Genomic DNA, 26,662 nt, shown 5'->3' on the forward strand with positions numbered 1-26,662 from the left:
AGGACTCCCGCGGGAGGGATCCGTTCGTTATACTGTCTTCGTCGTAATGACCTCCGAGACACGAAGGATTCTCATGGCAAAAGTCGTGGTAAATGTCATGCCTAAGGCTGAAATTTTGGATCCGCAGGGCCAAGCTGTCCTGCGAGCGCTGGGCAGAATCGGGGTGAACGGTGTCGAGGACGTGCGTCAGGGCAAGCGCTTTGAAATCGAAGTCGACGACACCGTGTCCGACGATGAGCTCAAGCGCGTCGCCGAAACCCTCTTGGCAAATATGGTGATTGAAGACTTCGAGGTTGTTCGATGACGGCAACCATCGGTGTAATCACGTTCCCAGGCACGCTCGACGACGTCGATGCGTTGCGTGCGGTTCGCCTGGCTGGCGCACAGCCGAAGTCGCTGTGGCACGCTGATGAAGATTTGACGGGTGTTGACGCCGTCGTGGTCCCCGGTGGGTTTTCCTACGGGGACTATTTGCGTTCCGGAGCCATCGCCGCGCAAGCCCCAATGATGGGCGCTGTGGTGGAGGCTGCGAAGAAGGGCATGCCGGTGCTGGGCATCTGCAACGGTTTCCAGATCCTCACCGAGGCTGGACTGCTGCCGGGCGCGCTGACCCGCAATCAGCACCTGAACTTCTACTGCGTGGACACCTACCTTGAGGTGGCCAACGCGGAGACCGCGTGGACGAACCGCTTCAACGAGGGGGACAAGATCCTCGTGCCGGCGAAGCACGGCGAGGGCCGCTTCCAGGCGTCCGCCGAGACCATCGAGCAGCTGGAGAAGGAAGGCCGCGTGGTGTTCCGCTACACGGATAACTTCAACGGCTCTATCAACGCGATTGCTGGTGTGACGAGCGAAAACGGCCGCATCGTGGGGTTGATGCCGCACCCGGAGCACGCGATTGAGGCGCTTACGGGGCCGTCGACGGACGGGCTCGGGTTGTTCTTGTCCGCTATTTCTTCGATCGGAGCGTAGGGAAACAATGACTGTACATAATGACACGGTGGAGCACGCCGCGCAGACTCCTGAGCTGGAGCAGCCCTACGCGGAACTCGGCCTGAAGACCGACGAGTACGAAAAGATCAAGCGCATTCTGGGCCGCCGCCCGACGGATGCGGAGCTGACGGTGTACTCCGTCATGTGGTCCGAGCACTGCTCCTACAAGTCCTCCAAGGTGCACCTGCGCTACTTCGGGGAGACGATGACGGAGGAGATGGCGTCGAAAATTCTGGCCGGTATCGGCGAGAACGCGGGCGTCGTCGACATCGGTGACGGCGACGCGGTGACCTTCCGCGTGGAGAGCCACAACCACCCGTCCTTCGTGGAGCCCTACCAGGGTGCCGCGACGGGTGTGGGCGGCATTGTGCGCGACATCATGGCGATGGGCGCGCGCCCAATCGCGGTGATGGACCAGCTGCGCTTCGGCCCTGCTGACGCGCCGGACACCAAGCGAGTCCTGCCTGGCGTGGTGCACGGCGTTGGCGGCTACGGCAACTCGCTGGGCTTGCCGAACATTGGCGGCGAGACCGTCTTCGACGAAGCATATGCGGGTAACCCGCTGGTCAACGCGCTGTGCGTGGGCACGCTCAAGGTCGAGGACCTGAAGCTGGCGTTCGCGTCCGGCACTGGCAACAAGGTGGTCCTCTTCGGCTCCCGCACGGGCCTTGACGGCATCGGCGGCGTGTCGGTGCTGGGCTCTGCGACCTTCGAGGAAGGCGAGGAGCGCAAGCTCCCAGCCGTCCAGGTTGGCGACCCGTTCGCGGAAAAGGTCCTCATCGAGTGCTGCCTGGAGCTGTACAAGGCCGGCGTTGTCGTCGGTATTCAGGACCTCGGTGGCGGCGGCTTGGCGTGTGCTACCTCCGAGCTGGCTGCGGCGGGCGACGGCGGCATGACCGTCAACCTGGACAACGTGCCACTGCGCGCGGCGAATATGAGCGCCGCCGAGATCCTGGCGTCCGAGTCCCAGGAGCGCATGTGCGCCGTGGTCACCCCTGAGAACGTGGATCGCTTCATGGAGATCTGCGCGAAGTGGGAGGTCGGTGCGGCCGTGATTGGCGAGGTCACCGATGAGAAGGACCGCTACCTCGTCTACCACAAGGGCGAGCTGGTACTGGACGCGCCGCCGTCATCGATCGACGAAGGCCCGGTCTACGACCGCCCGTACGCGCGCCCCGAATGGCTTGATGGCGTGCAGGCGAAGGCGGACGTCGATACTTCGGAGGACCTGGAGGCTACCTGGCTCAAGATGGTTGCCTCCCCGGCGCTGTGCTCCCGCGACTTCATTACGCAGCAGTACGACCGCTACGTGCGTGGCAACACCGTGCAGGCCCAGTACTCGGATGCGGGCGTGCTGCGCATCAACGAGGAGACCTCGCGCGGCGTGGCGATTTCCGCTGACGCGTCCGGCCGCTACGCCTACCTGGACCCGAACATGGGTGTGCGCCTCGCGCTTGCGGAGGCCTACCGCAATGTTGTGGTCACCGGCGCGAAGCCGGTCGCGGTGACGAACTGCCTCAACTTCGGTTCCCCTGAGAACCCCGACGTGATGTGGCAGTTCCGCGAAGCTGTCCACGGCCTCGCCGACGGTGCGGCTGAGCTGGAGATTCCGGTCTCCGGCGGCAACGTGTCCTTTTACAACCAGACCGGCGAGACCCCAATCCTGCCGACCCCAGTCGTGGGCGTGCTCGGCGTGATCGAGGACGTCAACGCCGCCATCCCGCACCGCCTGCCGAAGGGCGAGGGCGAGCAGGCCTTGCTCGTGCTGGGTGACACGAAGGCGGAGTTCGGCGGCTCGGTGTGGCAGGACATCTCCGGCCAGGGCCTGAGCGGCCTGCCGCCACAGGTAGACCTTGCCAACGAGGAGCGCCTCGGCGAGCTGCTGCACGCGAACAAGGACATCCTTGCCGCGCACGACCTCTCAGAAGGTGGCCTGTCCCAGGCTGTCTTCGAGATGCTGCTGGGCTCCGGCAAGGGCGCCAAGCTGGACCTTTCGGCGGTCCACGAGGACGCGTTCACCGCGCTGTTCTCCGAGTCCGCCTCCCGCGTGCTCGTCGCGGTGGATCCATCGCTTGTCGACGCCACCATCGAGCGCGCCAACGCAACCGGCGTCCCAGCGCACGTGTTGGGCACCACCACCGACGACGGCCAGATCACCTTCGGTGAGCACTCCGTCGCCGTGGCCGCGCTGGCCGACGCGTGGGCGAATACGTTGCCGGCACTGTTCGGCAACGCGACGGCCCCGAACGCCGCGCTGTAGTTAGCGCGATTTAGAGGTTATGCCGCCAGGTCATTACGGTGCCTGGCGGCGTTTCCATGCGCAGGCCTGTTGCCTCAACGCCGGGCTGGCCTGCGTCGTCGATGGAGAAGCTGACGAAGGTCTGGTTGTAGGTCTGATTGGGAACGAGCGCCTGCGGGTCCCGTGGCAGGACCGGGAGATCTACGGTGTCGCAGAGCTGGGTGGCAAAGTTGCGCACGCGGTTCGCCGCCACGTTGCCTTCGCCGACGATGGTGATGTCGGGGCTGAGCACGGCCTCGTCGGGGCTGTCGCCTGCGGTGTTGCCGGTGTAGATGTAGCTGATGTCGAAGCAGCGCAGCTGGGTCACGTCGGCGAGCGCGGTGTCGGCGTTGGTGTAGTTGCCGACACGCCTGCGTGCCTCCTGTCCTGAGATGACGCGGGGGTTCTCTACGCGTGCCCGGAAGTGGTACGCCCCGCCGCTATCGCCGAGGAGCGTGACGGCGGCGGACTGGCGGAACTGCAGCGCGGTCGCCGTCTTCGGCTGGGGCGCCGCGCAGCCAACCAGTGAACCGGCCACACAGGCGCTCGCGGCCAGCAGCGCAGCGGTTCGCTTCAGCACTGACATAGCCGCCACTAGTCGACGCGCTGCTGCGCATCGTCTGGGCGCACCAGCGGCTCCGGCTCATACTGCGCCCGCAGGTCCTTGAGCGTCTGCGTGTGCTCCCAGAGGCGCTTGTCCTCGTCCGTGACTGGGGTGAACTTGCGCGCGGCCAGCGGGTTGCCGTCGATGTCGATACCGATGTAGGTCACCGTGGCGTGAATCGCGTTCTGGAGCGACTCGCGTCCGCCGCGCGGGTCCCCCGATCGAACAAAGATGGAGGTATGCATCGAGCGGGAGTCTGTCCTGGTCAGGCGTGCTTCCACCTCGATGAGGTCGCCGATGTGGATCGGCTTATAGAAGCGGATGCCGCCCGCGTACACCGCTGCGGTGCGTTCCCCGGACCACTCCATCGTGCAGGCCATACCGGCCTCATCGATCCACTCCATGGCGGTGCCGCCGTGCACATCGCCGCCCCAGTTGATGTCGGTCGGTTTGGCCAGGAAGCGGTGGATGGTGCGTGGTGCGGTGGAGTCGTCCGTGTAGGTCTGCTCCAGCATGGACGCCTCGATGGCCTTGCGCAGGTCGATGCGGGAGATCGCGGCGGCTTCCACGCGGCGTTCCTCATCGGTCTCAGGCGTAAATGTCGGCACCGGGGTTGGGCGCCCAGCTGCATCCTTTGCCACGAAAATCACCAGGCAGTCGCACGCGCGGGTGAAAACACCTTCCCGGGGGTCTGCCGAGAGCACCTCGTTGACGATGTGCATGGAAGTGCGGCCAGTCATCGCGATCCGGGAACGGACCTCCACAATGTGGCCCGACGGAATCGGTCGGGTGAAGTGGATGTGGCCGACGTAGGCAGTCACGCAGTAGGTCGAAGACCACTGCGCGGCACACGCGTATGCCGCCTTGTCGATCCACTGCAACACACGGCCACCGGAGACGCCCTGGGCGCCCGCGTGGAGAACATCTGTAGGAGCCGCCATGAAACGCAGCGTGATGGAAGGAGACTTCATGGCACCACAGCATAATATGAAATCCATGGCACAGAGGAAGGCACCGAAGAAGACAGAGGTGGACCCGGCAGCGACACGAGCGGCCGTCCTGGCAATCAAGGACTGGCTGTTGGACGAAGAGGGCGTCGACAAGCCCGGCAGGGCTTTGCTTGCCGACGCCGTGCGACGCACCGCCCGCACCCTCGCCCACGAGATGCCCGGACACACAGTAGAGCTGCGAGTACCCCCGTTTGTTGCGGTGCAGTGCGTCGAAGGCCCCCGCCACACCCGCGGCACCCCGCCCAACGTCGTGGAAATGGACCCGACCACCTGGCTGCGAATCGCCACAGGTTGTGCCACTTTCGAGGAAGAAGTTCGCGCCGGGCGTATCGACGCCTCCGGCTCCCGAGCCCACGAAGTCCAAAAAGGGCTGCCCGTTCTACCCCTTCACCCCTAGGTGTTCGTTAGAGTAGAGCACGTGCGAACCGAAGAGGAATACATCGGGGATGACACGCCGCGCGAAGAATGCGGTGTGTTCGGCGTTTGGGCGCCCGGTGAAGACGTATCAAAACTGACATATTTCGGACTATTTGCCCTCCAGCACCGCGGCCAAGAAGGCGCAGGTATCGCTGTGGGCGACCATGACCAAGTGGTGGTGTTCAAGGACATCGGGCTGGTCAGCCAAATCTTTGACGAGCCGACGCTCGGCGCGCTGCAAGGCGACGTCGCCATCGGCCACACCCGGTACTCCACGGCGGGCAACAACTCGTGGGACAACGTGCAGCCAATGTATCGCGTCAGCCCCAACGGCACCGACGTCGCGCTGGCACACAACGGCAACCTGACCAACTACGTCGAGCTGCAGCGCGAGGCCGTGGAGCGCAAGCTTATCCCCGCCGACGGGGTAGAGGGCCAGGGCTCCTCCTCCGACACGGCGGTCGTCTCTGCCCTCCTCGCCGACGCCATCCGCGACGACGTCACCCTCCTGGAATCCGCGCGCCAACTCCTGCCGCGCGTCAAGGGAGCGTTCTGCTTCATGGTGACCGACGGTAAGACCCTCTACGCGGCCCGCGACCCACACGGCGTGCGCCCACTGTGCCTCGGCCGCCTGGAACGCGGCTGGGTCGTCGCATCCGAAACGTGTGCGCTGGACATCGTGGGCGCCTCCTTCGTCCGCGACATCGAACCGGGCGAGCTCATCGCCATCGACGAGACCGGCGTCCACTCCGAGCGCTTCGCCGACGCACCACACGCGCACTGCGTTTTCGAGTACGTCTACGTCGCCCGGCCCGACTCAGTTGTCGACGGCCAATCCGTCAACAGCGCCCGCATCGACATCGGACGCCGCCTGGCCCGCGTCGCACCCGTCGACGCCGACCTGGTCATGCCGGTCCCAGAGTCCGGCACCCCGGCCGCCATCGGCTACGCCGAGGAATCCGGCATCCCGTTTAAGCAGGGCATGATGAAGAACGCCTACGTGGGCCGCACCTTCATCCAGCCCTCGGACACGCTGCGCCAGTTGGGCCTGCGACTGAAGCTCAACCCGGTGCGCGAAGTCATCGAGGGTAAGAAGCTCGTCGTCGTGGATGACTCCATCGTGCGCGGCAACACCCAGCGCAAACTGATCCGTATGCTGCGCGAGGCCGGCGCCGCCGAAGTGCACGTGCGCATCGCTTCGCCACCGGTGAAGTGGCCGTGCTTCTACGGCATCGACTTCGCCAGCCCCGGCGAGCTCATCGCCAACCACGGGCGCGGCGGCAACGAAGAAGTTGTTGCCGAGTCCATCAGGACCATGGTGGGTGCGGACTCCCTGGCGTTCGTCACCACCGAGGACATGATCGCCTCCACCAACCAGCCAGCCTCCAACCTCTGCGCGGCCTGCTTTACCGGCGAGTACCCACTCGGCCTCCCGGAGGGCAACCACAACGCAGATCTTGTTCGTCGTCTTCAGAAAGGTGAAAACGCATCATGACCCACCACAACACCCCAGCTGACTCGGGCGTGTCCTACGAGGCCGCAGGTGTCTCCATCGAAGCCGGCGACAAGGCCGTAGAGTTGCTCGCGCCCCTTGCCAAGCGCGCCTCCCGCCCAGAGGTCCAGGGCGGCATCGGCGGCTTCGCCGGCCTGTTCGCCTTGGGCAAGTACAAGGAGCCGCTGCTCGCGGCCGGATCCGACGGCGTCGGCACCAAGCTGGCCGTCGCTCAGGCGATGGACAAGCACGACACCATCGGCATCGACCTGGTCGCCATGTGCGTCGACGACCTCGTCGTCTGCGGCGCGGAGCCACTTTTCTTGCAGGACTACATCGCGATCGGCAAGGTCGTCCCCGAGAAGGTCGCTGACATCGTTTCCGGCATCGCCGAGGGCTGCGTCCAGGCAGGCTGCGCCCTGCTCGGTGGCGAGACCGCGGAGCACCCAGGTGTCATGGACGTTAACGACTACGACGTTTCCGCCACCGCCATCGGCGTCGTCGAAGCTTCCGAGCTCCTCGGCCCGGACAAGGTCCGCGAGGGCGACACCATCATCGCGATGGCGTCCTCCGGCCTGCACTCCAACGGCTACTCACTCGCACGCTACGTGCTGCTCGAGCGCGCCGGCCTGCCTCTCGACGGCCACGTCGACGCCCTCGGCCGCACCCTCGGCGAGGAGCTCCTCGAACCAACCAAGATTTACGCTCTCGACTGCCTGGCGCTTGCCAAGGAGTGCGACGTGCGCACGTTCTGCCACGTCACTGGCGGCGGCCTGGCGGGCAACATGGAGCGCATCATCCCTGAGGGCCTCGTTGCCGACATGGACCGCTCCACCTGGACCCCCGGTCCGATCTTCCAGACCATCCAATCCGTCGGCGACGTCCCCGTCGAGGAGATGGAGAAGACCTTCAACATGGGTATCGGCATGGTGGCCGTCGTGGCACCAGAAGCGCGTGACCAGGCGTTGGCGCTGCTGAAGGACCGCGGCATCGACAGCTGGGTCCTCGGCGAGGTCCGCACGGCCGAGGCCGGGGAGGATGCCCGCGCGGTACTTCGGGGCCAGCATTCTTAGGACTCACGCACCACATTCCGCAATTTCAATCACCGGGCTTCACAAAAGCCTAGGTCGCTGATTGGCTGTGCAGGAATGTGGTGTCGCCTTAGTGGCCTCAGTGCCAAAGGACGCACCCAGTGTTATCTAGCCCTTTTGTGACCTGTGGATATGTAAGTGGCCTGTTTTGGAACTGCGTCCTTTGGCACTCGTGCTCCTGTGCGTGCACCAAATTCCCTCCCGCCCGACCAGCGACCAGGGAAAACGCCAGGCCTCTACCTAAAACCAAGGAATGTGGTGTCTCCTTGGTGCCAGCAGCCCCTGAACGAGTGTTAAAGGCACCAAAAGAACACCCGCGGCCCGGATGGGCAGCAGGTGTTCTTTGTAAGCGTTGGACGTTTAGCGGCCTGAGGTGCCGTACGCATCCCAGTCGGCGTAATCGGCGTACTGGTCATCTACCTCGTAGTCGTCGTCCTCTTCCCAGCTCTTCTTCGGAGCTTTGCCTGCGAGCTCGCGTTGGAGCGACTCGAGGTCCATTTCGGGAGAGTTGTACTTCAGTTGGCGAGCAACCTTGGTCTGCTTTGCTTTGGCGCGTCCGCGACCCATTGCGTGACCCCCTTGAGGTGGTTCTTCTGGGCGGCTCCCGGGCAGGGAGCGGCCTCATGCTTTTCGATTCGTTAATTGTCCTGTAGGACATAATAGCGCGAACGTCCCAAAAATTCCCCTCCACGGGGTGACCTGTGTGTTTTGTACAACAAGCCCCAATCCGGGTCTCGACAGAGGCTCTCACCCGGCCCTAGTTGCCGCGCAGCCGTTGTTGTGCCTTGCGCCCGGCTTTCTCGCCCTCGTCGGTAGGGAGGGAATCGGGGTCGATGCGGGCGGAAACGCCATCGATGTCAAGGTCGACGTCAGTGCCGGCGTTGAGTGCGGACCGTTTTAGCCGGGCGAGTGCGATGGGGCCGTAGTCGGCGTCGTGGACAACGGTGCCCAGCGTGCCAACCGCGCGCCCGCCCGCCCGGATGGTTGCACCGATCTCTGGCTCGGTGGGTGCGGAGCCGTCGAGCTGCAACATCACCATGAGCCGAGGGGAGCGGCCAATGTTTTCCACGCGCGCGACGGTCTCTTGCCCGCGGTAGCAGCCCTTCTCCAGGTGGACGGCGGCGATCCGGTCGCCGCGGTTGATCAGGCGCGGGGCTTCGTGCGGGATGGTTTTTTCGTCGCAGTCGGCGCCGAGTTCGGGCTCGCCGGCCCGCACCCGCTCGGCGGTAAACGCCATCAGCCCGCCGAGCACGCCGCCGCGTTCCACCAGCGCATCGACGACCTCTTCGATCCGATCGCGTTCGACCGCGATGTCGAAGCGCGCGTGCGCGGTCCACGGGGACACCCGCCGGGAAAACGCCGTGCCGTCCATCGACGCGAGGGCTTCCGTGGCGTCGGCTGGGCCGATGAGCGTGAGGATCGTCAAGTCGGTGTCGGTGATGGTGACGTCGGACCAGAACACCATTTTGCGTAGGAACGCGGTGAACGTTTCGTACTGCGCGGCTGGCAGGTCGAGGTAGAACGTGGTGCCGTCGTAGAAGACGTCGGCGTGGTGGAGGATCCTGCCCTGTGCGTCGAGGTCGAGGGCGGAGGCTGCGAAGCCGGAGGGGGCGTCGTCAAGCTTTTGTGAGAGGAGGTTGTTTAAGAACTCTGGTGCGTCGGGCCCCGCGACCGCGATGATGCGGCGCTGCGAGCGGTCGATGATGACGGGCTGGGCGTCCATGGCGCGCTGTTCGCCGAGCGGCTCCCCGTAGTGCCAGGCGACCCCCTTCGCGTCGAGCGGCGTCGTGCCCGCAAACTCTGCGGCGCCAGGGCGTTGCAAAAGTGGAGAAGAGTTCAACACATCCACCATCGTAGCGGGATACTATGAACGCATGGGTTCGTCGCACTTGTTACCAGCTCCAGTGATCTATCTTGTGGAACCGTTCGGCGGTTCTATTCGACGCCAAAACGCCAGCATGCCGCACGTGTTTTGGGACGACGCCGCCGTCACGCGTGGCGACGGCATCTTCGAAACCATCCTGATCCGGAAGGGGGTGCCCGCCAACCTTGAGGCCCACATTGAGCGTTTCCGGCGAAGCGCCCGCACACTCGACCTGCCGGACCCGGGGGTGGACCACTGGGTGAAGGCGACGAATGAGGCGGTGGCCGACTACGTGCGCGAGCGTGGCAGCGAGCCGGAGGAAGTGGACGCGCGCTGCGTGTGGACGATGACGCGCGGCCGCGAAACCACCGGCGTCCCCACGGCGTGGTTGACGGTGCGCCCCATCGACGAGACTGCGTTGCAGCAGCGCAAGAGCGGGGTGTCGGTAATGACGACCTCGCGTGGCTACTCCCTGGACACCGGTGAGCACGCAGTGCCGTGGATGCAGGTAGGCGCGAAGACCTTGAACTATGCGGCGAACATGGCTGCGCTGCGCTGGGCGAAGAGCCACGGGCACGACGACGTGATCTACATCGACCCCACCACCGATCGCGTGCTGGAGGGCGCGAACTCGACGGTGATCGTGGTGAAGAAGGGCGGGCGGATCCGCACGCCGAAGCCGGGGCCGGGCATCCTGCCGGGCACGACGCAGGCCGCGCTGTTCGAGTACGCATCCGCGCGCGGCTGGAAGTGCAAGCAGAAAGACATCTACCTCAATGAACTGTTCAAGGCTGAGTCGGTGTGGTTGGTGAGCTCCACGAGGATGGCGACGAGGGTGAAGCGCCTGAACGGCAAAAAGCTCCCGGCCCCCGAGAACGCTCGGGAGATCCAGGAGCTAGTGCAGCAGGCGCTCGACGCGAGTCTGGGCCTGTAAAAGCCTGTAAACCTTAGTGCTTAGCCGGCCACGCGCTTGAGTTCGGCGGACATGTAGGGGACCATCTCGCCGTCGACGGCGCGCTCGTCAACCCAACCGAGGTTGTTGTTTGGCATCAGGCCGTAGACGCGCTTGCCGGGGCCGTGGTTCTCGGGGCCCGTTTCCGTCACGATGGTCGACGCGCTGGTCAGCTGCCATGCGCGCTCGTTGAGCAGTGTGCCGTACATGATCTCGGTGAGCCCGCGGGAGTTGGTGAGGGTGACCTCGATTTCGTCCTTCAGGGAAATGCGCCAGAAGCCGACCTCGCGCTGGTCCGCGCCGGTGGGCTTGCCGTCCTTGTCCAGGCGCCAGATGCGGGACTCGAAGCGGAGGTAATTCTCGCCGTCGTGGGAGATGACCAGCTGCTGGCCAAAGGCGTACTCGTCGCCGTTATCGTTGGCTTGGCCCTCGCCGTGCCACACGCCGACTAGTGGCAGGAGCGCTAAGAGTCCGTCGTGCAGGTTGGGGCCTTCACGCAGGTTTGCCGTGTCCGCTGGCAGGGGCATCTCATCAAACCCGAGGGCGGGGATGTTGCGGTGCGCGGTCGCCTTCGACTGTTCAGCGGCGAGGTTGACTGCTTCGTTTCCGTTTAGCTTTTCACTCATGCGTACCAGGCTACAACGTCCTACACCAGCGGTGCGAGGTCGGCAGCTTCCACGACGGTGTTGATGCGGTCGCGGGAAAACTCGATGGAGCCGCCGGAAAGTTGCACGTTGTCGGCCTGGCCGCCTAGCGGCAGGTCGCGGGTGTCCCTGTCCAGGGTGTACGCGTCGATGACGCGGTCGGTGAGGTCGGAGGGGACGTCGATAAGCTGGCTGGGCCGCATGCGGAAGGTGGGGCCGTCGAGGCGCAGGGTGACCACGACTGTGGTGGGAATGTCCGTGCCGGGGACGGTGCCGGTCATGCGAGCTTCGCTCGCGGTGCCGCCGGAGGGCGAGATGTCGTAGGGATGCGCGATGTCGAGGTCGGTCATGCCGAGGAGCTGGCCGAACGCGACGCCGTCGAGGCGCACTGTGCGGCGTACAACGTCGGCCTGCGCGCCGGTGAGATCCGCGCGGCGCAAGCGTTGCCCGGCGTTTGCGGGCAGTTCCAGGTTGATCAGCTCCACCCCGGCGTTGCCCACGCCGACGCCCGCCACCGGCACGTCTACGGAGTGCAGGCTCACCCTTGACACAGCTCCGGTCACAGCAGCCAGCGCCACCGGGAATCCGGAGATGTAGGCCTCGGGGGCTACTTCGAGCCCGTTGAGCTGCGCGGCCTGCCTCGACAGCGTGCGCTCCACGCCGGAGGCAAACAGGGTGTCGGCGGCGCCACCGACGCATAGCACCGCAACGAGCCCGAGGGCGATCGACCGTTTCTTCACGTCTCTAGTTGTACACACACGCTAGCCTTGGGGCATGACGAACACTCGCTTTCACCCCCAACCGCTCACGCTGCCGGAACATCCGGAGACGGCCAAACAGGTCGAGGCGATGCTGCAGCGCGTCGCGGACTACGACGGCATCGCCGCCTTTTCCGAGCAGTTCCTTAACGGGCTTCACGACGCCCGCCTGGGCCACAACCACCTGGTAGTCAGACAGGGCGACGACGTTGTAGGAGTCGTGGGGTTCGCCCCGGACGGTTCGGCGGAGCTCGCGGTGGATCCGCAGTCGCGTGGTCAGGGGATGGGCCGCAGCCTTGTCGACGCCACCTTCGCCCACAACCCCGCCGCGGGCCTGTGGGCCCACGGCAACCTGCCCGACGCCCACGAGGTCGCCCTGCTGCTGGGATTGCACCCGGTGCGCGAGCTGCTCGTGATGCGTCTGGACGAGGTGCGCGCTGAACCCGTGCAGCTGCCCGAGGGATACGAGGCGTTCAACCTCACCGAGGCGAGCGCAAAGTGGGGCCGTGGGGCCGTCGAAAAGGCGTGGCTGGAGGCCAACAACCAGGCGTTTTCCTGGCACCCGGAGCAAGGCGGCTGGGATATCGAGCGCCTGCACCGCGCGATGGAAGCGGAGTGGTTCGACCCAGCCGGGGTGTGGCTGCTCTACCGCGGCGAGGAGCTTGCGGGCTTCCACTGGACGAAGCGCCACCCGGACGGCACCGGAGAGGTCTACGTTGTCGGCTTGGCGGACGCCTTCCGCGGCCACGGCCTTGGCGGCGTATTGATGGAACTGGGGCTGGTTCACCTCGCGGAGCAGGGAAGCCCGGCTGTGATCCTCTACGTTGAGGCGGACAATGCCCCGGCCGTGAAGCGCTACGAGGAGCTTGGATTCCAGGTCGCGGAGCGCCACGTCGTATATAAAGCGGCGGGGGCAGCGGCGGGTGATTAAACCCAACCGTCACGCAACATTCATGTGAAGTTCACGAATAGGGGCCTTTAGTGTTCACCATCACGCTTTAGCGTTACTCCTCGAACATTAAAGGTCACTATTTCTTGGAAAGGTATTCCACGTGAATTTCAAAAATCAGCGTTCTGCAGCAGTATTCGGTGCATTAGCGGTAGCGTCGGCCGCGTTGGTTGCGTGTGGCAACGGTGCAGACAATGCGGCGGACACCTCCGCAACGGATACCCCCGGTTCCGATGCTGCAGTCGCAGGGGAGTACGAACTTTCCGGCGAAACTGGGCAGCTGCTGGCGGAGGGCGCGTCTTCGCAGCAGAACGCGATGGATTACTTCCGTACGGTGTACGAGGCGGACGTTCCGGGCGCGACGCTGGCATACAACCCGACTGGTTCCGGCGCTGGCGTGAAGCAGTTCCTGGACAACCAGGTGGTCTTCGCTGGTTCCGACTCGCCACTGAAGGAAGAGGAAGTCGCAAAGGCTGCGGAGCGCTGCGGTGGCAACGAGGCGTGGCACCTGCCGTTCGTGATTGGCCCTGTCGCGGTTGCATACAACCTGGAGGGCGTCGACGAGCTGACGCTGAGCGTCGACAACATCGTGGAGATCTTCCAGGGCGTCATCAAGAACTGGAATGACCCGAAGATTGCGGAGTCCAACCCGGGCGTGGAGCTGCCGGACCAGAAGATCAACGTCGTTTACCGCGCGGACGAGTCGGGTACCTCGGATAACTTCCAAAAGTTCCTGATTGCGGCGTCGGATGGCAAGTGGGAGTCGAAGGGCAAGGCGTTCCCGACGGAGGTCGGCTCCGGTGCGAATGGCTCCACCGGTGTCGCTGACCAGGTGGCAAACACCCCAGGCGCGATCACCTACGTTGAGGCGGGCTTCGCAGACAAGATTGCGAAGGTTGACTTCGGCAACGGCCCGGTTGAGCTGAACTCCACCACCGTGGGCAACGCGCTGGCACACATGAAGTTCTCCACGGAGGGCCACAACATGGTGGTGGACTCGGAAGCGCTGTTCGCGTCGAAGGATGCGGATTCCTACCCGCTGATCCTGACCACCTACGAAATTGTGTGCTCGGCTGGCTACGATGCCGCAACCGTTGGCATGGTGCGTGACTTCCTGAACGTGGCGCTGGACTCGCAGGACAGCGAGCTGGAGTCCGAGGGCTTCATCCCGGTGTCGGGCGCGCACGCTGAGCGTCTCCGCGAGGCCATCAACGCGATTCAGTAACAATGGCTACAGCTCAAGTTGAGGCGCGCCCCCGGCGCCGAGCCGGGGACCGCGTCTTCGAGGGCGTATCGACGTCCTCTTCGGTTTTAATCACGCTCATCATTTCTGCGATTGGCGCATTCCTCCTGCTGGAGGCGTTGCCGCCCCTGCTGCGGAACGAAGGCGGCTTCCTCGGGTTCCTGACGTATTCGGGTCCGTGGGAGACGGCGAACTTAGACGCAATGCGTTTCGGTATCCCGAACTTGTTCTTCTCCACGGTGATGATTTCGCTCATCGCGTTGCTCATCGCGATGCCGGTCGCTCTGGGTGTGGCGTTGTTCCTCTCGAGCTTCGCGCCGAAGCGCATGGTGCGCCCGCTCGCGGTGCTGGTGGACTTGCTGGCGGCGGTGCCGTCGATCGTCTACGGCATCTGGGGCGCGAAGGTGCTGGGACCTGCACTGGGCAAGTTTTATGAGTGGGTGCATTCCTGGGGAGGCGACTTCTTCCTCTTCGCGCACTACCAAAACTCGCCGTCGTTCGCGACGGGCCGCAACATCCTGACCGGTGGCATCGTGCTGGCCATCATGATCTTGCCGATCATCGCAGCCACCGCGCGCGAGATCTTCACGCAGACGCCGCGCGGTCTCATCGAGTCTGCGATGGCGTTGGGTGCGACGCGCTGGGACGTGGTGCGGATGACGGTGCTGCCGTTCGGCAAGTCCGGCTTCGTGGCCGGTTCCATGCTGGGGCTGGGCCGCGCGCTGGGCGAGACGATGGCGCTGTACATGGTGGTCTCCCCGGCACCGCTGTTCCGCGGCTCGCTCTTCGACGGCGGCACCACCTTCGCAACCGCGATCGCGAATGCGTCCGCGGAGTTCAATAACCCGATTAGCGCTGGCGCCTACATTGCGGCGGGCTTGGTCCTGTTTGTGATTACGTTTGCGGTCAACGCTGCAGCGCGCGCGATTGTGAGGAGAAGTAAATGACAACAAAGCCTATGTCGCCATTTACCCCCGTGGCGAAGTCGCGCACGATCAAAAGCGCTGTGATGGGCACCCTCGTGGCTGCCACGATGGTGCTGGCGATGCTGCCGCTGCTGTGGCTGCTGGTCACGGTGGTCGGCCGCGGGTGGGACGCCATCAGCGACGTGTCCTGGTGGACCACCGACATGGTCGGTATCCGCGCCACCAAGGAGGGCGGCGGTGCGCTGCACGCGATTGTAGGAACGCTGGCGCAGACATTGGTGGCGTCGATAATTGCGATCCCGATTGGCGTGGCCACAGCGATCTACCTGGTGGAGTATGACAAGGGCGGGAAGCTGGGCAAGCTGACCACGTTCATGGTGGACATCCTGTCAGGTGTGCCGTCGATTGTTGCCGCGCTGTTCATCTACGCGCTGTGGATCACGGTGCTGGGGCAGGCGCGCTCCGGTTTCGCGGTCGCGCTGTCGCTGATCCTGCTGATGCTGCCCGTGGTGGTGCGCAATACGGAGGAGATGCTGCGCGTGGTACCGATGGATCTGCGCGAGGCGTCCTACGCCCTGGGCGTGCCGAAGTGGAAGACCATCGTGCGCGTCGTGGTGCCGACAGCCTTCTCCGGCATCACCACCGGCATCATGCTGGCGATTGCCCGCGTGATGGGCGAGTCCGCGCCGGTGCTGATCCTGGTTGGGTCCACGCCGATCGTGAACTGGGCCGGCATGTTTGGTCAGCCGCAGTCCTCGCTGCCGCTGTTCATGCTGGACATGTGGAAGGCAGGCGGTACGGGTGCGGCCGCCGACAGGCTGTGGGGCTCGGCCCTCACACTGCTCATCATTGTTGTTGTGCTCAACGCCCTCGCGCGGTTGATTGCCGCGAAGTTTTCAGTGAAGAAATAAGGATTACGTGCAATATGTCGAAGCTTCAGATGCGTGACGTCAACATTTACTACGGTGATTTTCACGCGGTGCAGGACGTCACCATGGAGATTCCCGCGCAGGCAGTCACTGCGTTCATCGGCCCTTCGGGCTGTGGCAAGTCAACCGTGCTGCGCACGCTCAACCGCATGCACGAGGTGATCCCGGGCGCCTCCGTGCAGGGCGAGATTATTCTGGACGGCCACAATATTTACGGCAAGGACGTGGACCCGGTGTCGGTGCGAAGCACCGTCGGCATGGTGTTCCAGAAGGCCAACCCGTTCCCGACGATGTCCATCGAGGACAACGTCGTGGCGGGCCTGCGCTTGGCAGGGGTGAAGAACAAGAAGGAGCTCAAGGACGTCGCGGAGCGCTCCCTGCGCGCGGCGAACCTGTGGGACGAGGTCAAGGACCGCCTGGACAAGCCGGGTGGCGGCCTTTCCGGTGGTCAGCAGCAGCGCCTCTGCATCGCGAGGGCCATCGCGGTGCGCCCCGAGGTCTTGCTTATGGACGAGCCCTGCTCCGCCCTCGACCCGATCTCGACCCTGGCCGTGGAGGAACTCATCCACGAGCTGAAGGAGAACTACACCATCGTGATCGTGACACACAACATGCAGCAGGCCGCGCGTGTGTCCGACAAGACGGCGTTCTTCTCCCTGGAAGCAACCGGTAAGCCTGGCCAGCTCATCGAGTTCGACGACACCACCACGATCTTCGAGAACCCGTCACGGCAGGAAACCGAAGACTACATCGCAGGCCGCTTCGGCTAGCCGCTACTTCTTGGCTCTGAACCGCCGCTCGATTGCCGCCAGCTTCGAGTGGCGGTCAAACGCGTCCTCGTCGCGCTGCTTCATGTACTCCTTCGGGTTTAGGCCCGTGACCAGGAAGACGACGCGGCCGGCGACGTTCACGCAGCGGTCCGCGTAGCGCTCGTAGTAGCGGGAGACGAGCGCCACGTCGACGGCCTCCCGCGCAGAGTGTTCCCAGGAGTCAGACGTTGTGATGGCGTTGAGGTAGTCGTGGAGGTCGTCGACACCTTCGTCGATTGCGTTGAGCTCAACGGCGACGTCCGCGTCAGGGTCGAGCAGCAGGTCGTGTGTGATGTTGACCATTTCGTCCACGCGGGCGGCCATCTCAGCGATCGGGGCGTGCTCCGTGTTCGGCAACACGGGGAAGGGGTGGCGCAGCCGCGCCAGCTTCGCAATGTGCTTCGCCATCGCGCCCATCCGCGAGAAGTTCTCCACGATATAGATAGAGGACAGCACCTGGCGCAGGTCTCCCGCCACCGGGTTCTCCAGCGCGAGCAGGCTCATGCTGCGCTCCTCGCAGCGCAGCTTCAACTCCTTGAGCGGGTCAGAGGCGTTGAGGGCATGCTCGGCGTCCTCGAGTGACTGCTCCAGCAGCGCGGTGGACGCCAGCTGCATGACCTCGCGCACGGTGTCGCACATCTGCAACAGGTCGCGGTTGAAGGCTTCGAGGTGTTCACGGTAGGCGGTACGCATGCCCGCCATAGTAATAGGTACGGCCTGATCAACGAGGCAAGGCTTAGCCGCCGTTGTTCTCGATCTCCGCGCCCTCCGGCACGGTGGCGTCCTCCGGATCGTCGAGCCAGCCCTCTGGCAGTGCAACCTTGGAGGAAGAACCCTGGCGGCCGCGGGCGTCGTCGGCGTGCTCGGCGAGTTCTTCGGAGTCCGCGATGGTCGCCAGCAGCGCCCCGAGCTCATCGAGCGTTTCCACCCGGGCAAGGTCCTTGCGGAATTCGCCGCCAACCGGGAATCCGCGCAGGTACCAGCCGGTGTGCTTGCGGATGTCGCGGCAGGCCTGTTGCTCACCGACGTGCTCCGCGAGCAGCTCCGCGTGGCGGGCGATGATGCCGCTGACACGCCCGAGGGTTGGCTCCGGCGGGATCGGCTCCCCGCGCAGCTGCGCACCAATCTGGGCGAACAGCCACGGCCTGCCCAAGCACCCGCGGCCGACCTCCACGCCGTGGCAGCCGGTTTGCTCCATCATGTCGGTCGCATCCTTGGCAGCGAAGATGTCCCCGTTGCCGATCACCGGCAGCCCCGTGCCGCGCATGTGCTCAACCAGCCGGGCGATCTCATCCCAGTGCGCCGCCCCGGAGTAGCGCTCCGCGGCAGTGCGCGCGTGCAGCGCCACGGCTGCCGCACCTTCCTCGGCGGCGATGCGCCCGGCGTCCATGTGCGTGTGGTGGTCGTCGTCAATCCCGATGCGGAACTTCACCGTAATTGGCACCCCCGAACCTTCCGCCGCGCGGACAGCCGCGGCCACGATGTTGCCGTACAGCCTGCGCTTATACGGGATGGCCGACCCGCCGCCGCGCCGGGTGACCTTGGGCACCGGGCAACCGAAGTTCATGTCCACATGGTCGGCGATGTTTTCCTCGACGATCATGCGCACCGCCTCGTAGGTGTAGGCGGGGTCCACGGTGTAGAGCTGCATGGAGCGCGGCTGTTCCACATCGGCGAAGCGGATCATCTTGAGCGTTTTCTCGTTGCGCTCGACCATCGCGCGGGCGGTGATCATCTCGCAGACGTACAGCCCGGAGGTGGTGCCGGTGAGCTCCTGCTCAATTTCGCGGCACAGCACGCGGAACGGCATGTTGGTCACGCCGGCCATCGGCGCGAGGAGGACGGGGGAGTTCAGCTCCAGGCCGCCGATGCTCAGATGTGGGTTCATAGTGCCCCCATTGTTCCCGCCACTGCCTGCGCAGTCCAATTCGGATGTCCCTTTTGTTTGTCGACGCCCGCTTCGCCCGGTAGGGGGTATCCAGTGAGGGTGACCTTTCTGGATGTTTGCGTAGTTTTCTGCCGTAAGACCTAAGTCACAATTATGGTGGTGTGATATCTGAATCATCAACACGAAGTGAGGTTTTTAATGAGCGAGCGTATCGCGAGTGACAAGCTGCGCGCCAAGGTCATGACTGCAGAGGAAGCTGCCCAGTTCGTGAACCATGGAGATAAGGTCGGGATCTCGGGATTCACCGGCGCTGGTTACCCGAAGGCAATGCCTGCTGCGATCGCAGCCAAGGCAACCGACGAGCATAACGCTGGCCGGGAGTACGCAATCGACCTGTTCACCGGCGCCTCGACGGCACCGGAGTGCGACGGCGTCCTGGCGGAAGCAAATGCGTTGCGCTACCGAATGCCGTACCAGTCTGACCCGCAGATGCGTAACAAGATCAACGCCGGCGAGATGAAGTTCCAGGACATCCACCTGTCCCACTCCGGCATGATGGTTGAGCAGGGTTTCTTCGGCGACGTGGACGTCGCGATCGTCGAGGCGGTCCGCATTACCGAGGAGGGCAACATCGTGCCTTCCTCGTCGGTCGGCAACTCGGTTGAGTACCTCAACGCGGCGAAGAAGATCATCATCGAGGTCAACGAGTGGCAGTCGCTCGACCTTGAAGGTATGCACGACATCTGGCTCGTGCCACCACTGCCGAACCGCATCCCGATCCCGATTACCAAGGCTGGCGACCGCATCGGTACCACCTACATCGAGATCGACCCGGAGAAGGTCGTCGCCGTCGTCAAGACCAACGCTGAGGACCGCAATGCGCCGTTCAAGGCTCCGGACGAGACCTCTGAACGCATCGCCGCGAACTTCCTCGACTTCCTCGAGCACGAGGTGCGCCACGGCCGCCTCACCTACGACGGCTACGTTATGCAGTCCGGCGTGGGCAACGTGCCGAACGCCGTGATGGCCGGCCTGATGGACTCGAAGTTTGAGAACATCCAGGCGTACACCGAGGTTATCCAGGACGGCATGGTCGACCTTATCGACGCCGGCAAGATGTCCGTCGCATCCGCAACGTCCTTCTCGCTGTCCCCTGAGTACGCAGACAAGATGAACGCGGAAGCCAAGCGCTACCGCGAGTCCATCATCCTGCGCCCGCAGCAGATCTCGAACCACCCGGAGGTCATCCGCCGCACCGGCCTGATCGCCTCCAACGGAATGATTGAGGCGGACATCTACGGCAACGCGAACTCCACCCACATCAACGGTTCCCGCATCATGAACGCGCTGGGCGGCTCTGGCGACTTCACCCGCAACGCCTACATCTCCTCGTTCATCTCCCCGGCGACCGCGAAGGACGGAGCGATTTCCTCCATCGTCCCGATGGTGTCCCACGTGGACCACACCGAGCACGACGCGATGGTCTTCATCACCGAGTTCGGTGTCGCTGACCTGCGCGGCCTCGCTCCACGTGACCGTGTGGCCAAGATGATCGCGATTGCCCACCCCGACTACCGCCCACTGCTCGAGGAGTACGTGGAGCTGGCGTCGAAGAGCAAGTTCCAGCAGACGCCACACGATCTGCGTCACGCGTTCGACTTCCATACCCGCATCATGGAAACCGGCACGATGAAGAAGTAGCGCCAGCTACGACACCACGTCCGGGCCCGTCGGCGAGGCAGCAACCTCGATGCCGACGGGCCCGTCGACGTGTACGACCGCAATCACCGTGCGCTGCGGCAGCGCGCCGGGTAGCGGTTCGTGCAGCAGGACGTCGAGGAGGTGCTCCGCGGCGTCGATGGAGAGGTGCTCGGTTGGTTCGTCGAGCAGCAGTATGGGGGCGTCACTGACCAGGGCGCGGGCCAGCAGCAGTCGGCGGCGCTGCCCGGAGGACAGCGAGTCTGCGCCGTTTTCCAGCATGAAGTCCAGGTCGAACTCGAAGCCGGTCGCCTCCAGCGCTTCGGCCATGCGGGCGTCGCTGGCGTCGCCGTTGGCAACCAGCAGGTTCTCCCGCACTGTCGTGGCGAACACCCAGGCGTCCTCCGCGAACAGACGCGCACCCTCCGCGATGGCCGCCGTCCCGCCGGCGACGGGCAGCAGCCCAGCGAGCGTTTCCAGCATCGTGGTCTTGCCACAGCCGGAAGGCCCGCGCACCAGCATCCGCTGGCCGGGGGCAAGCTCGAAGTCCCATGCTTGGTCGCCGTAGACGGTGCGCAGCGCCTCCGCCCGCACGGCCACGCCGGTCTCCGGGTGGGGGAGGGGGCCGCCGCTGAGCTTCGTTGTCTCTTCGGCGCGGTCCGCGACCTCGCGCAGGCGGTGGGCACTGCGCTTCGCCTGGTCCGCGTGCACCGCAGCCCCCGCGAGTGGGCCGTGCGCCTCAAAGGCCGCCAGCGGCAGCATTACCAGCATGCCCAGCCACACCGGGTTGCCCGTATACGTCTCGACGGCCAACCACGTAATCAGCAGCGCACTGATGCCCGTGGCCCACGCCTGGATTGCAGACGCGGTGGCCTCCGGGCGCGTGGACTGTGCCCACGCCTTGCTCGCATCCGCCGAGGCCTGCGCGGCCTGCTCGATCAGCGCGTCGCCCTTGCCGGCGACGGCGTACTCCACCCTGTCGTGCAGCACCGAGTCGAGCTGCAGCGTGAAAGCGTTTTCTGCCTCGACCAGGAAGGTGTTGCGCGAAGCGCGCGTCGCTAAGTAGGGGATGAGCAGGCCCGTGAGCGCGAACCCACCCGCCATGATTACCGCCGCCAGTGGGTGCAGCAGCGCCGCGCCCACGATGGCTACCACCGTGAGCACCACGGCGACGCCACGCGGGACGAGCGTGCGCACGATGTAATCCGTCACGCGCTCCGTATCCGCCACCAGCAGCGCCTGGCCCTCGCCGCGGCCCACACGGCCGGCGGCCGCCTGGGCGTCGTACATGGTGGCGCGCAGCGTCGTCAGCGCGCGCAGGCCCAGCTTGTGCGCCACCAACCGGTCAAGGTAGCGGAACACCGCTCGCGAAATACCCAACGCGCGCACAGCCGTCACCGCCACCGAGAGGTCCAACACCGGCGGCATCTCCCACGCGCGCGTAATCAGCCAGCCGGACAGTACCGTCAGGTTCAGCGCCGCCAGCAGCGTAATCGCCCCGGCGATGATTGGGCTGATCAGGTCGCGGGGACGCACCTGTGCGATGCGCAGCAAAAACTTCAAGTCACTCATACCTGCACCACCTGGTCTGCGGCGTCGAGTACCCGCTGGTCATGGGACGCAACCAGCACCGCAGCGCCCCGCTGCGCCAGCTCACGCATCCTTCGTATCACTTCGTCGACCAATTCGGGGGAGAGGTGCGCGGTCGGCTCGTCCAACACGAACACGTCCGCATCCGCGGCGAACGTGCGCGCAATGCCGACGCGCTGTCGCTGTCCTGCGGAAATGCCGTCCCCATATGGGCCGACAGCGTGCGCCTCAGACACGCCCACCAGTTCGACGTCCCCGCGCGCGCCAAACAGTGCCACGTTCGAGCCCACGGTCCCAGGCTCCATCGCCGGGGTCGCAGGCAGATACGCCACCTTCTTCTCGACGCCCACTTCGCCCCCAACCATTGCATCCGGCAACTGGCCCAGCACCGCCAACAGCGTGGTTGACTTACCAGAACCATTTGCGCCGGTCAGCACCGTGACCTGGCCGCGCGGGGCGTCGAAGGTGAGCCCATCCGGGCGGACTCCGTCTCGTCCACGCACGCTCAGGTTGCGTACCTGCACACCGGGTTCCTCGGCGATGTAGGAGCCGGTGGTGGCGGAGGGGGCGTCGAGAAGCTCGAGGACGCGCTCGGCGGCGCTCAGGCCGTCGGCTGCGGCGTGGTAACTCGCGCCGACCCTGCGTATCGGAGCGAAGACCTCCGGGACGATGATGAGCACCGTCAGCCCGGCCAGCAGCGTGATCGAACCGGTCACCAGCCGCAGGCCGATGCTCACCGCGACCAACGCCACCGACAACGTCGCGATGAACTCCAAAGCGAACGAGGACAGGAACGCCAGGCGCAGCACTCCCATGGTGGAGTCCGCGTGTTTTTGGCCCGTTTGGCGGATCTGCTGCGCAGGACGCTTCGTGGCGTGCAGAGCGCGCAGTGTCGGAGCACCTGCCAACAGGTCCGACAGTTGAGCACCCAGCCCAGCTGTGACCTCGAGTCGGCGCTTGGTGTGATCCGCCGTCAACTTGCCGATCAGCACCATAAACATCGGAATCAACGGCAGCGTAATCAGGCAAAACACGCCAGAGATCCAGTCGAAGTAGAAGATGACGGCGACCACGATTGGGGTGCCGATGGCCGTCGAAAAGAGGGCGGGGAGGAACTCCGTGAGATAAGGGCGGAAGTCCGTAATGCCGCGCGTGAGCACGTGACGCCACGTCGCCGAATCCTGCTCCACCGCGCGCGGGTCCTGCTTCGCCAACGCCCGCAGCGCCTTCGTCCGCAAGTCCTCTACAACGCCGCCGACCGCATCGGCGGACCAGCGCTGCGCTACCCACGACAACACGCCGTGGGCCACAACAACGCCAGCAAGCGCCAACAGCAACGAGGCACGCGGAACCGCGCGCTCCGTCACCGCCGACGCTGCGACAATCCCAATCAAAATACCCCGGGCCACCAGCAGTAACGTGTCTGCAGCTTGCGCAACGCCCGTGCGCACAATGAGTTGGCGCACGGGCGGTACGAGGCGAAGTAGCCGGGGGTCAATCGGCGAGGCCATAGCCTAGACCGACACCCTCTTCCGGAACGCCCAGTAGGTCCAAATCTGACCTGCCAGGACGATCGGGGTGAGGCACACAGCCGCCCACGTCATCACCTTCAAGGTGTACGGCGAGGAGGACGCGTTGCGGATATCCCAGCCAGCGAACAGGTCGCTTGTCGACGGCATCACGTCCGGGAACAGCGATCCGAACAGGACAATCGCGCAGCAGATAATCGCGAACGCCGTCATCCAGAACGCCAAGCCGTCCTTGTTGCCAACAATCGCGACCACGGAAACAACCAGGCCAACTGCAGCGAGCACCAGCGGGATCCAGGTCCAGCCAGCGCCCAGCGTGAGCTGGATCCACAGCAGGTACGCCGCGCCAACGACGATCGCCGGGCCAGCAATGAACTTCTTCGCGAACGCGTGCATCTCAGCACGCAGCGGATCGTGGGACTTAAACCCAAGGAACGTCGCACCGTGCAGCATGAACAGCAGTACGAACGCCACGCCGCCCAGCAGGCCGAGCGGGTTGAGCAGGCCAAGGAAGCCGTCATAGAAGGAGTCCAGACGGCCCTGCTCGTTGAGCGGAACGCCCATCACGATGTTCGTGAAACCAACGCCCCACAGCAGCGTAGGCAGGTAGGAGCCAAACGCCGTGCCGGCGTCGCAAAGCCTGCGCCACTTCAGCGTGTCCACCTTGACTCGCCACTCCAAGCTCACGCCGCGGACAATCAGGCCCATAAGGATGAGCACCAGCGGCAGGTAAAAGCCGGAGAACAGCGTGGCGTACCACTCAGGGAACGCCGCGAAAATCGCCGCGCCGCCCGTAATGAGCCACACCTCGTTGCCGTCCCAGATCGGGCCGATTGTCCTGATCGCAGCCGTGCGACGACGGTCGTTCTCGATCTCATCGCCCTTCATGAACGGCAACAACATGCCAACACCGAAGTCAAAGCCCTCCAACACGAAGTAGCCGGTGAAGAACACTCCGATGATCACAAACCAAAGCACTTGCAAGTCCATGATTTATAGCTCCTTGTTGTCCGCAGTGGTTGTGGTTGCGCCGGACTCCTGCGAAGACTTGAAGCTCAACGGCTCCAACTCGGTCTCGGCGTTCGGGCCATAGAGCACATCCTTCAAGCGCTTGGAGTCGCCCTCGTGCAGTCCAGGCTGGTCCATGCCCTTACGGACCTGACGCTGAATGAGCCACACCCACAGCACCGCACCGATGCCGTAGAGCACCGTGAACAGCACCATAGAGAGCAGCACCTGCCACGGCTGGTGGTCAGAAACACCGAAGTCCAGCAGCATGTGAATGTTCTGCTCCATCCCTGGGTGATCCCCACCCTGGAACGCCGGGTTCGGGTGGACGATCCACGGCTGGCGGCCCATCTCGGTGAAGATCCAGCCCGAAATGTTCGACAGCCATGGAGCCGGCAGCGCCACCAGGCACAAGGTGCCCAGCCACTTCGCAGTAGGCACGCGCTTGCCGCGGGTCACCCACAGGCCTACCAGCGCCATCACGACGGAAACGACGATGAAGAAGATCATCATGCGGAAGGACCAGTACGTCACGAACAGGTTCGGGGTGTAGTTGCCCGGGCCGTACAGCGACTCGTAGTACTGCTGCAGATCCAGCACGCCCTGCAGCTCAACGCCAGAAAGCTTGCCCTGTGCCAGGAACGGAAGCACAAATGGCAGGCCGATCAGCTGGGTTGCGGACTCGCAGTCGTTGTACGTCGAGATAGAAAGCACCGAGAAGTGCGGATCCAGCTCAGTGTGGCACAGTGCCTCTGCCGACGCCATCTTCATCGGTTGCTGCGTAAACATCAGCTTGGCCAGCTCGTCACCAGTCAGCGTGATGAGCACCGTCGCAGCGAGGATGACCCACGCACCGAAGCGGGTGCAGGAACGCCACACCGTCGCGGCATCCCCATCCGGATCGCCCTTGCGGGCCTCGCGGATCATCCACCAGCCAGCGACGCCGCACACCAAGGTGCCCGCGAGCATCCAAGCGCCGAACACCGCGTGCGGGAATGCCCACAGCACCGTCGGGTTCGTCAGCAACGCCTTGAAGGAAACCAGCTCAGCGCGGTTCGTTTCCGGGTTGAACACAGCGCCCACCGGGTGCTGCATGAACGAGTTTGCGGTAATAATCCAGAACGCCGAGATGTTCACGGCGATCGAAACAATCCAGATTGACGCAAGGTGTGCCCACTTCGGCAACCTGCCCCAACCGAAAATCCAGACGCCGAGGAAGACGGATTCAAAGAAGAATGCCGTCAGGCCCTCGAAGGCGAGCGGTGCACCAAACACGTCTCCCACGAACGAGGAGTATTCAGACCAGTTCAAGCCGAACTGGAACTCCTGGACGATGCCTGTGACAACGCCCATCGCGAAGTTAATGAGGAAAATGTTTCCGAAGAAACGGGTCGCGCGGTACCAGCGCTCGTCGCCAGTCTTGTGCCAGATGCTTTGCATGATCGCAACCATCGGCGCGAGTCCCATGGTCAGTGGGACGAAAAGGTAGTGATAGACCGTCGTAATGCCGAACTGCCACCTTGACAGATCGACTAAATCTAGCGGCATTGTGACTCCTTCAACGTAAACAACCAATAAAGGTTATGGTCATATATTTACCGTAGCAGGCACCGAAAACCCCTAACTTCCAGGGGGTATGACCATATATGGGGGTAGCGTCCTGAAGGGTCATTTCGGGGTGGGTTTACGATTTCGGCCCACCCTTGAGTTGTGCTAAGTTGTTGCGCACGGGCCTTTAGCTCAGTTGGTAGAGCTACGGACTTTTAATCCGCAGGTCGCGGGTTCGATCCCCGCAGGGCCCACATTCAGCGCCACGCGACTTCGGTCGGTGGCGCTTTTTGTTGGATGCAGAGTGGCTTGAGTCGGCGCGAAGCTCAAAGTGTAGTAACAGGATTGTAGTAACTCTTGTCCGCGGGAGCGCGGACATTTCGTTGGAGTGTTGAGGGCTGGAAGGTATTCCGATGCCCGCAAAGTTCCCCGACACCGTCCG

The 26,662-nt window shown here is 64.3% G+C and carries 25 protein-coding genes and 1 tRNA gene; 14 read left to right on the plus strand and 12 right to left on the minus strand.

What is annotated here, in order from left to right; translation table 11 throughout:
- The first annotated feature begins 73 nt into the window (after nucleotides 1-73).
- Genes purS through purL form a run of 3 tightly spaced genes read left to right on the plus strand, consistent with a single transcriptional unit; the run spans nucleotide 74 to nucleotide 3,253 of the window.
- The gene (gene purS / locus QP802_RS06005) at nucleotides 74-304 is read left to right on the plus strand and encodes a phosphoribosylformylglycinamidine synthase subunit PurS (protein ID WP_070361934.1); all 231 of its coding nucleotides are present in this window, start codon (nucleotides 74-76) and stop codon (nucleotides 302-304) included.
- Entirely contained in the window at nucleotides 301-972 is a 672-nt protein-coding gene (purQ, locus tag QP802_RS06010) for a phosphoribosylformylglycinamidine synthase subunit PurQ (protein WP_070361935.1), read from the plus strand. The genes purS and purQ overlap by 4 nt, the downstream gene beginning before the upstream one ends.
- Nucleotides 973-979: 7 nt before the next feature.
- Nucleotides 980-3,253, plus strand: coding sequence for a phosphoribosylformylglycinamidine synthase subunit PurL (gene purL / locus QP802_RS06015; protein ID WP_256005476.1), 2,274 nt, complete (start codon nucleotides 980-982; stop codon nucleotides 3,251-3,253).
- Nucleotides 3,254-3,263: 10 nt separating this feature from the next.
- Here the strand turns inward: purL and QP802_RS06020 are convergent, their stop codons facing one another.
- Entirely contained in the window at nucleotides 3,264-3,857 is a 594-nt protein-coding gene (locus QP802_RS06020) for a hypothetical protein (protein WP_143000794.1), read from the minus strand.
- Between the two features lie 8 nt (nucleotides 3,858-3,865).
- Entirely contained in the window at nucleotides 3,866-4,846 is a 981-nt protein-coding gene (locus tag QP802_RS06025) for an acyl-CoA thioesterase (protein ID WP_350338464.1), read from the minus strand.
- Between QP802_RS06025 and QP802_RS06030 the strand changes: the two genes are divergently transcribed.
- From QP802_RS06030 to purM, 3 genes are read left to right on the plus strand one after another with little or no spacing between them, the layout of a single operon-like run.
- Nucleotides 4,845-5,282, plus strand: a complete 438-nt coding sequence (locus tag QP802_RS06030; protein WP_168156162.1) for a sterol carrier family protein — start codon at nucleotides 4,845-4,847, stop codon at nucleotides 5,280-5,282. The genes QP802_RS06025 and QP802_RS06030 overlap by 2 nt on opposite strands.
- Before the next feature lie 21 nt (nucleotides 5,283-5,303).
- The gene (gene purF / locus QP802_RS06035; RefSeq protein ID WP_252931992.1) at nucleotides 5,304-6,797 is read left to right on the plus strand and encodes an amidophosphoribosyltransferase; all 1,494 of its coding nucleotides are present in this window, start codon (nucleotides 5,304-5,306) and stop codon (nucleotides 6,795-6,797) included.
- Complete coding sequence (gene purM, locus QP802_RS06040) at nucleotides 6,794-7,867, plus strand: phosphoribosylformylglycinamidine cyclo-ligase (RefSeq protein ID WP_256042169.1); 1,074 nt, start codon at nucleotides 6,794-6,796, stop codon at nucleotides 7,865-7,867. Before purF ends, purM begins: the two co-directional genes overlap by 4 nt.
- A gap of 378 nt (nucleotides 7,868-8,245) precedes the next feature.
- Here the strand turns inward: purM and QP802_RS06045 are convergent, their stop codons facing one another.
- Together QP802_RS06045 and ygfZ are read right to left on the minus strand one after the other, a co-directional pair.
- Complete coding sequence (locus QP802_RS06045; RefSeq protein WP_070478076.1) at nucleotides 8,246-8,452, minus strand: DUF3073 domain-containing protein; 207 nt, start codon at nucleotides 8,450-8,452, stop codon at nucleotides 8,246-8,248.
- A 190-nt stretch (nucleotides 8,453-8,642) separates the two neighbouring features.
- The gene (gene ygfZ, locus QP802_RS06050) at nucleotides 8,643-9,728 is read right to left on the minus strand and encodes a CAF17-like 4Fe-4S cluster assembly/insertion protein YgfZ (protein ID WP_284817842.1); all 1,086 of its coding nucleotides are present in this window, start codon (nucleotides 9,726-9,728) and stop codon (nucleotides 8,643-8,645) included.
- 31 nt (nucleotides 9,729-9,759) lie between these two features.
- On the opposite strand from ygfZ, the gene QP802_RS06055 reads away from it, so the two are divergent.
- Nucleotides 9,760-10,683 carry an aminodeoxychorismate lyase gene (locus tag QP802_RS06055; RefSeq protein WP_284817844.1) on the plus strand — a complete coding sequence of 308 codons (924 nt, stop codon included), beginning with the start codon at nucleotides 9,760-9,762 and terminating at the stop codon, nucleotides 10,681-10,683.
- A gap of 20 nt (nucleotides 10,684-10,703) precedes the next feature.
- Here the strand turns inward: QP802_RS06055 and QP802_RS06060 are convergent, their stop codons facing one another.
- Together QP802_RS06060 and QP802_RS06065 are read right to left on the minus strand one after the other, a co-directional pair.
- On the minus strand, nucleotides 10,704-11,327 hold the full coding sequence (locus tag QP802_RS06060) for a heme-binding beta-barrel domain-containing protein (protein WP_256001028.1): 624 nt from the start codon (nucleotides 11,325-11,327) through the stop codon (nucleotides 10,704-10,706).
- 20 nt (nucleotides 11,328-11,347) lie between these two features.
- Nucleotides 11,348-12,085 (minus strand): LmeA family phospholipid-binding protein, encoded by a 738-nt coding sequence (locus tag QP802_RS06065; RefSeq protein WP_284817846.1) that lies wholly within the window; start codon nucleotides 12,083-12,085, stop codon nucleotides 11,348-11,350.
- Nucleotides 12,086-12,119: 34 nt separating this feature from the next.
- Here QP802_RS06065 and mshD point away from each other — a divergent pair, with 34 nt between their 5' ends.
- The 5 genes from mshD to pstB all read left to right on the plus strand — a co-directional run bounded on the left by mshD (nucleotide 12,120) and on the right by pstB (nucleotide 16,920).
- The gene (gene mshD / locus QP802_RS06070; protein WP_284817849.1) at nucleotides 12,120-13,034 is read left to right on the plus strand and encodes a mycothiol synthase; all 915 of its coding nucleotides are present in this window, start codon (nucleotides 12,120-12,122) and stop codon (nucleotides 13,032-13,034) included.
- A 121-nt stretch (nucleotides 13,035-13,155) separates the two neighbouring features.
- A complete protein-coding gene (pstS, locus tag QP802_RS06075; RefSeq protein WP_284817851.1) occupies nucleotides 13,156-14,277 on the plus strand; it encodes a phosphate ABC transporter substrate-binding protein PstS in 1,122 nt (373 codons plus the stop codon).
- Nucleotides 14,278-14,279: 2 nt separating this feature from the next.
- The gene (pstC, locus tag QP802_RS06080) at nucleotides 14,280-15,242 is read left to right on the plus strand and encodes a phosphate ABC transporter permease subunit PstC (RefSeq protein ID WP_070361949.1); all 963 of its coding nucleotides are present in this window, start codon (nucleotides 14,280-14,282) and stop codon (nucleotides 15,240-15,242) included.
- Nucleotides 15,239-16,132, plus strand: a complete 894-nt coding sequence (pstA, locus tag QP802_RS06085) for a phosphate ABC transporter permease PstA (protein ID WP_070361950.1) — start codon at nucleotides 15,239-15,241, stop codon at nucleotides 16,130-16,132. Before pstC ends, pstA begins: the two co-directional genes overlap by 4 nt.
- Nucleotides 16,133-16,146: 14 nt before the next feature.
- Nucleotides 16,147-16,920, plus strand: coding sequence for a phosphate ABC transporter ATP-binding protein PstB (gene pstB / locus QP802_RS06090; protein WP_070361951.1), 774 nt, complete (start codon nucleotides 16,147-16,149; stop codon nucleotides 16,918-16,920).
- 3 nt (nucleotides 16,921-16,923) lie between these two features.
- Here pstB and QP802_RS06095 read toward each other — a convergent pair whose 3' ends face one another.
- Both QP802_RS06095 and dusB read right to left on the minus strand, forming a co-directional pair.
- On the minus strand, nucleotides 16,924-17,652 hold the full coding sequence (locus QP802_RS06095; RefSeq protein WP_070363440.1) for a phosphate signaling complex PhoU family protein: 729 nt from the start codon (nucleotides 17,650-17,652) through the stop codon (nucleotides 16,924-16,926).
- Between the two features lie 43 nt (nucleotides 17,653-17,695).
- On the minus strand, nucleotides 17,696-18,847 hold the full coding sequence (dusB, locus tag QP802_RS06100; protein WP_256001022.1) for a tRNA dihydrouridine synthase DusB: 1,152 nt from the start codon (nucleotides 18,845-18,847) through the stop codon (nucleotides 17,696-17,698).
- 198 nt (nucleotides 18,848-19,045) lie between these two features.
- Here dusB and QP802_RS06105 point away from each other — a divergent pair, with 198 nt between their 5' ends.
- Nucleotides 19,046-20,548 (plus strand): acetyl-CoA hydrolase/transferase family protein, encoded by a 1,503-nt coding sequence (locus QP802_RS06105; RefSeq protein WP_070361953.1) that lies wholly within the window; start codon nucleotides 19,046-19,048, stop codon nucleotides 20,546-20,548.
- A gap of 6 nt (nucleotides 20,549-20,554) precedes the next feature.
- Here QP802_RS06105 and cydC read toward each other — a convergent pair whose 3' ends face one another.
- Genes cydC through QP802_RS06125 form a run of 4 tightly spaced genes read right to left on the minus strand, consistent with a single transcriptional unit; the run spans nucleotide 20,555 to nucleotide 26,220 of the window.
- On the minus strand, nucleotides 20,555-22,117 hold the full coding sequence (gene cydC, locus QP802_RS06110) for a thiol reductant ABC exporter subunit CydC (RefSeq protein ID WP_284817854.1): 1,563 nt from the start codon (nucleotides 22,115-22,117) through the stop codon (nucleotides 20,555-20,557).
- On the minus strand, nucleotides 22,114-23,646 hold the full coding sequence (locus QP802_RS06115; protein WP_256008635.1) for an ABC transporter ATP-binding protein/permease: 1,533 nt from the start codon (nucleotides 23,644-23,646) through the stop codon (nucleotides 22,114-22,116). The genes cydC and QP802_RS06115 overlap by 4 nt, the downstream gene beginning before the upstream one ends.
- 3 nt (nucleotides 23,647-23,649) lie before the next feature.
- Nucleotides 23,650-24,654, minus strand: a complete 1,005-nt coding sequence (gene cydB, locus QP802_RS06120; protein ID WP_256008636.1) for a cytochrome d ubiquinol oxidase subunit II — start codon at nucleotides 24,652-24,654, stop codon at nucleotides 23,650-23,652.
- A gap of 3 nt (nucleotides 24,655-24,657) precedes the next feature.
- The gene (locus QP802_RS06125) at nucleotides 24,658-26,220 is read right to left on the minus strand and encodes a cytochrome ubiquinol oxidase subunit I (protein ID WP_070361957.1); all 1,563 of its coding nucleotides are present in this window, start codon (nucleotides 26,218-26,220) and stop codon (nucleotides 24,658-24,660) included.
- A gap of 181 nt (nucleotides 26,221-26,401) precedes the next feature.
- On the opposite strand from QP802_RS06125, the gene QP802_RS06130 reads away from it, so the two are divergent.
- Nucleotides 26,402-26,474: transfer RNA gene (locus tag QP802_RS06130), tRNA-Lys, on the plus strand.
- Nucleotides 26,475-26,662 lie beyond the last annotated feature (188 nt).

Origin of the sequence: Corynebacterium sp. UMB10119B (genome assembly GCF_030228125.1) — a bacterium.
Lineage (GTDB): Bacteria > Actinomycetota > Actinomycetes > Mycobacteriales > Mycobacteriaceae > Corynebacterium > Corynebacterium pseudogenitalium.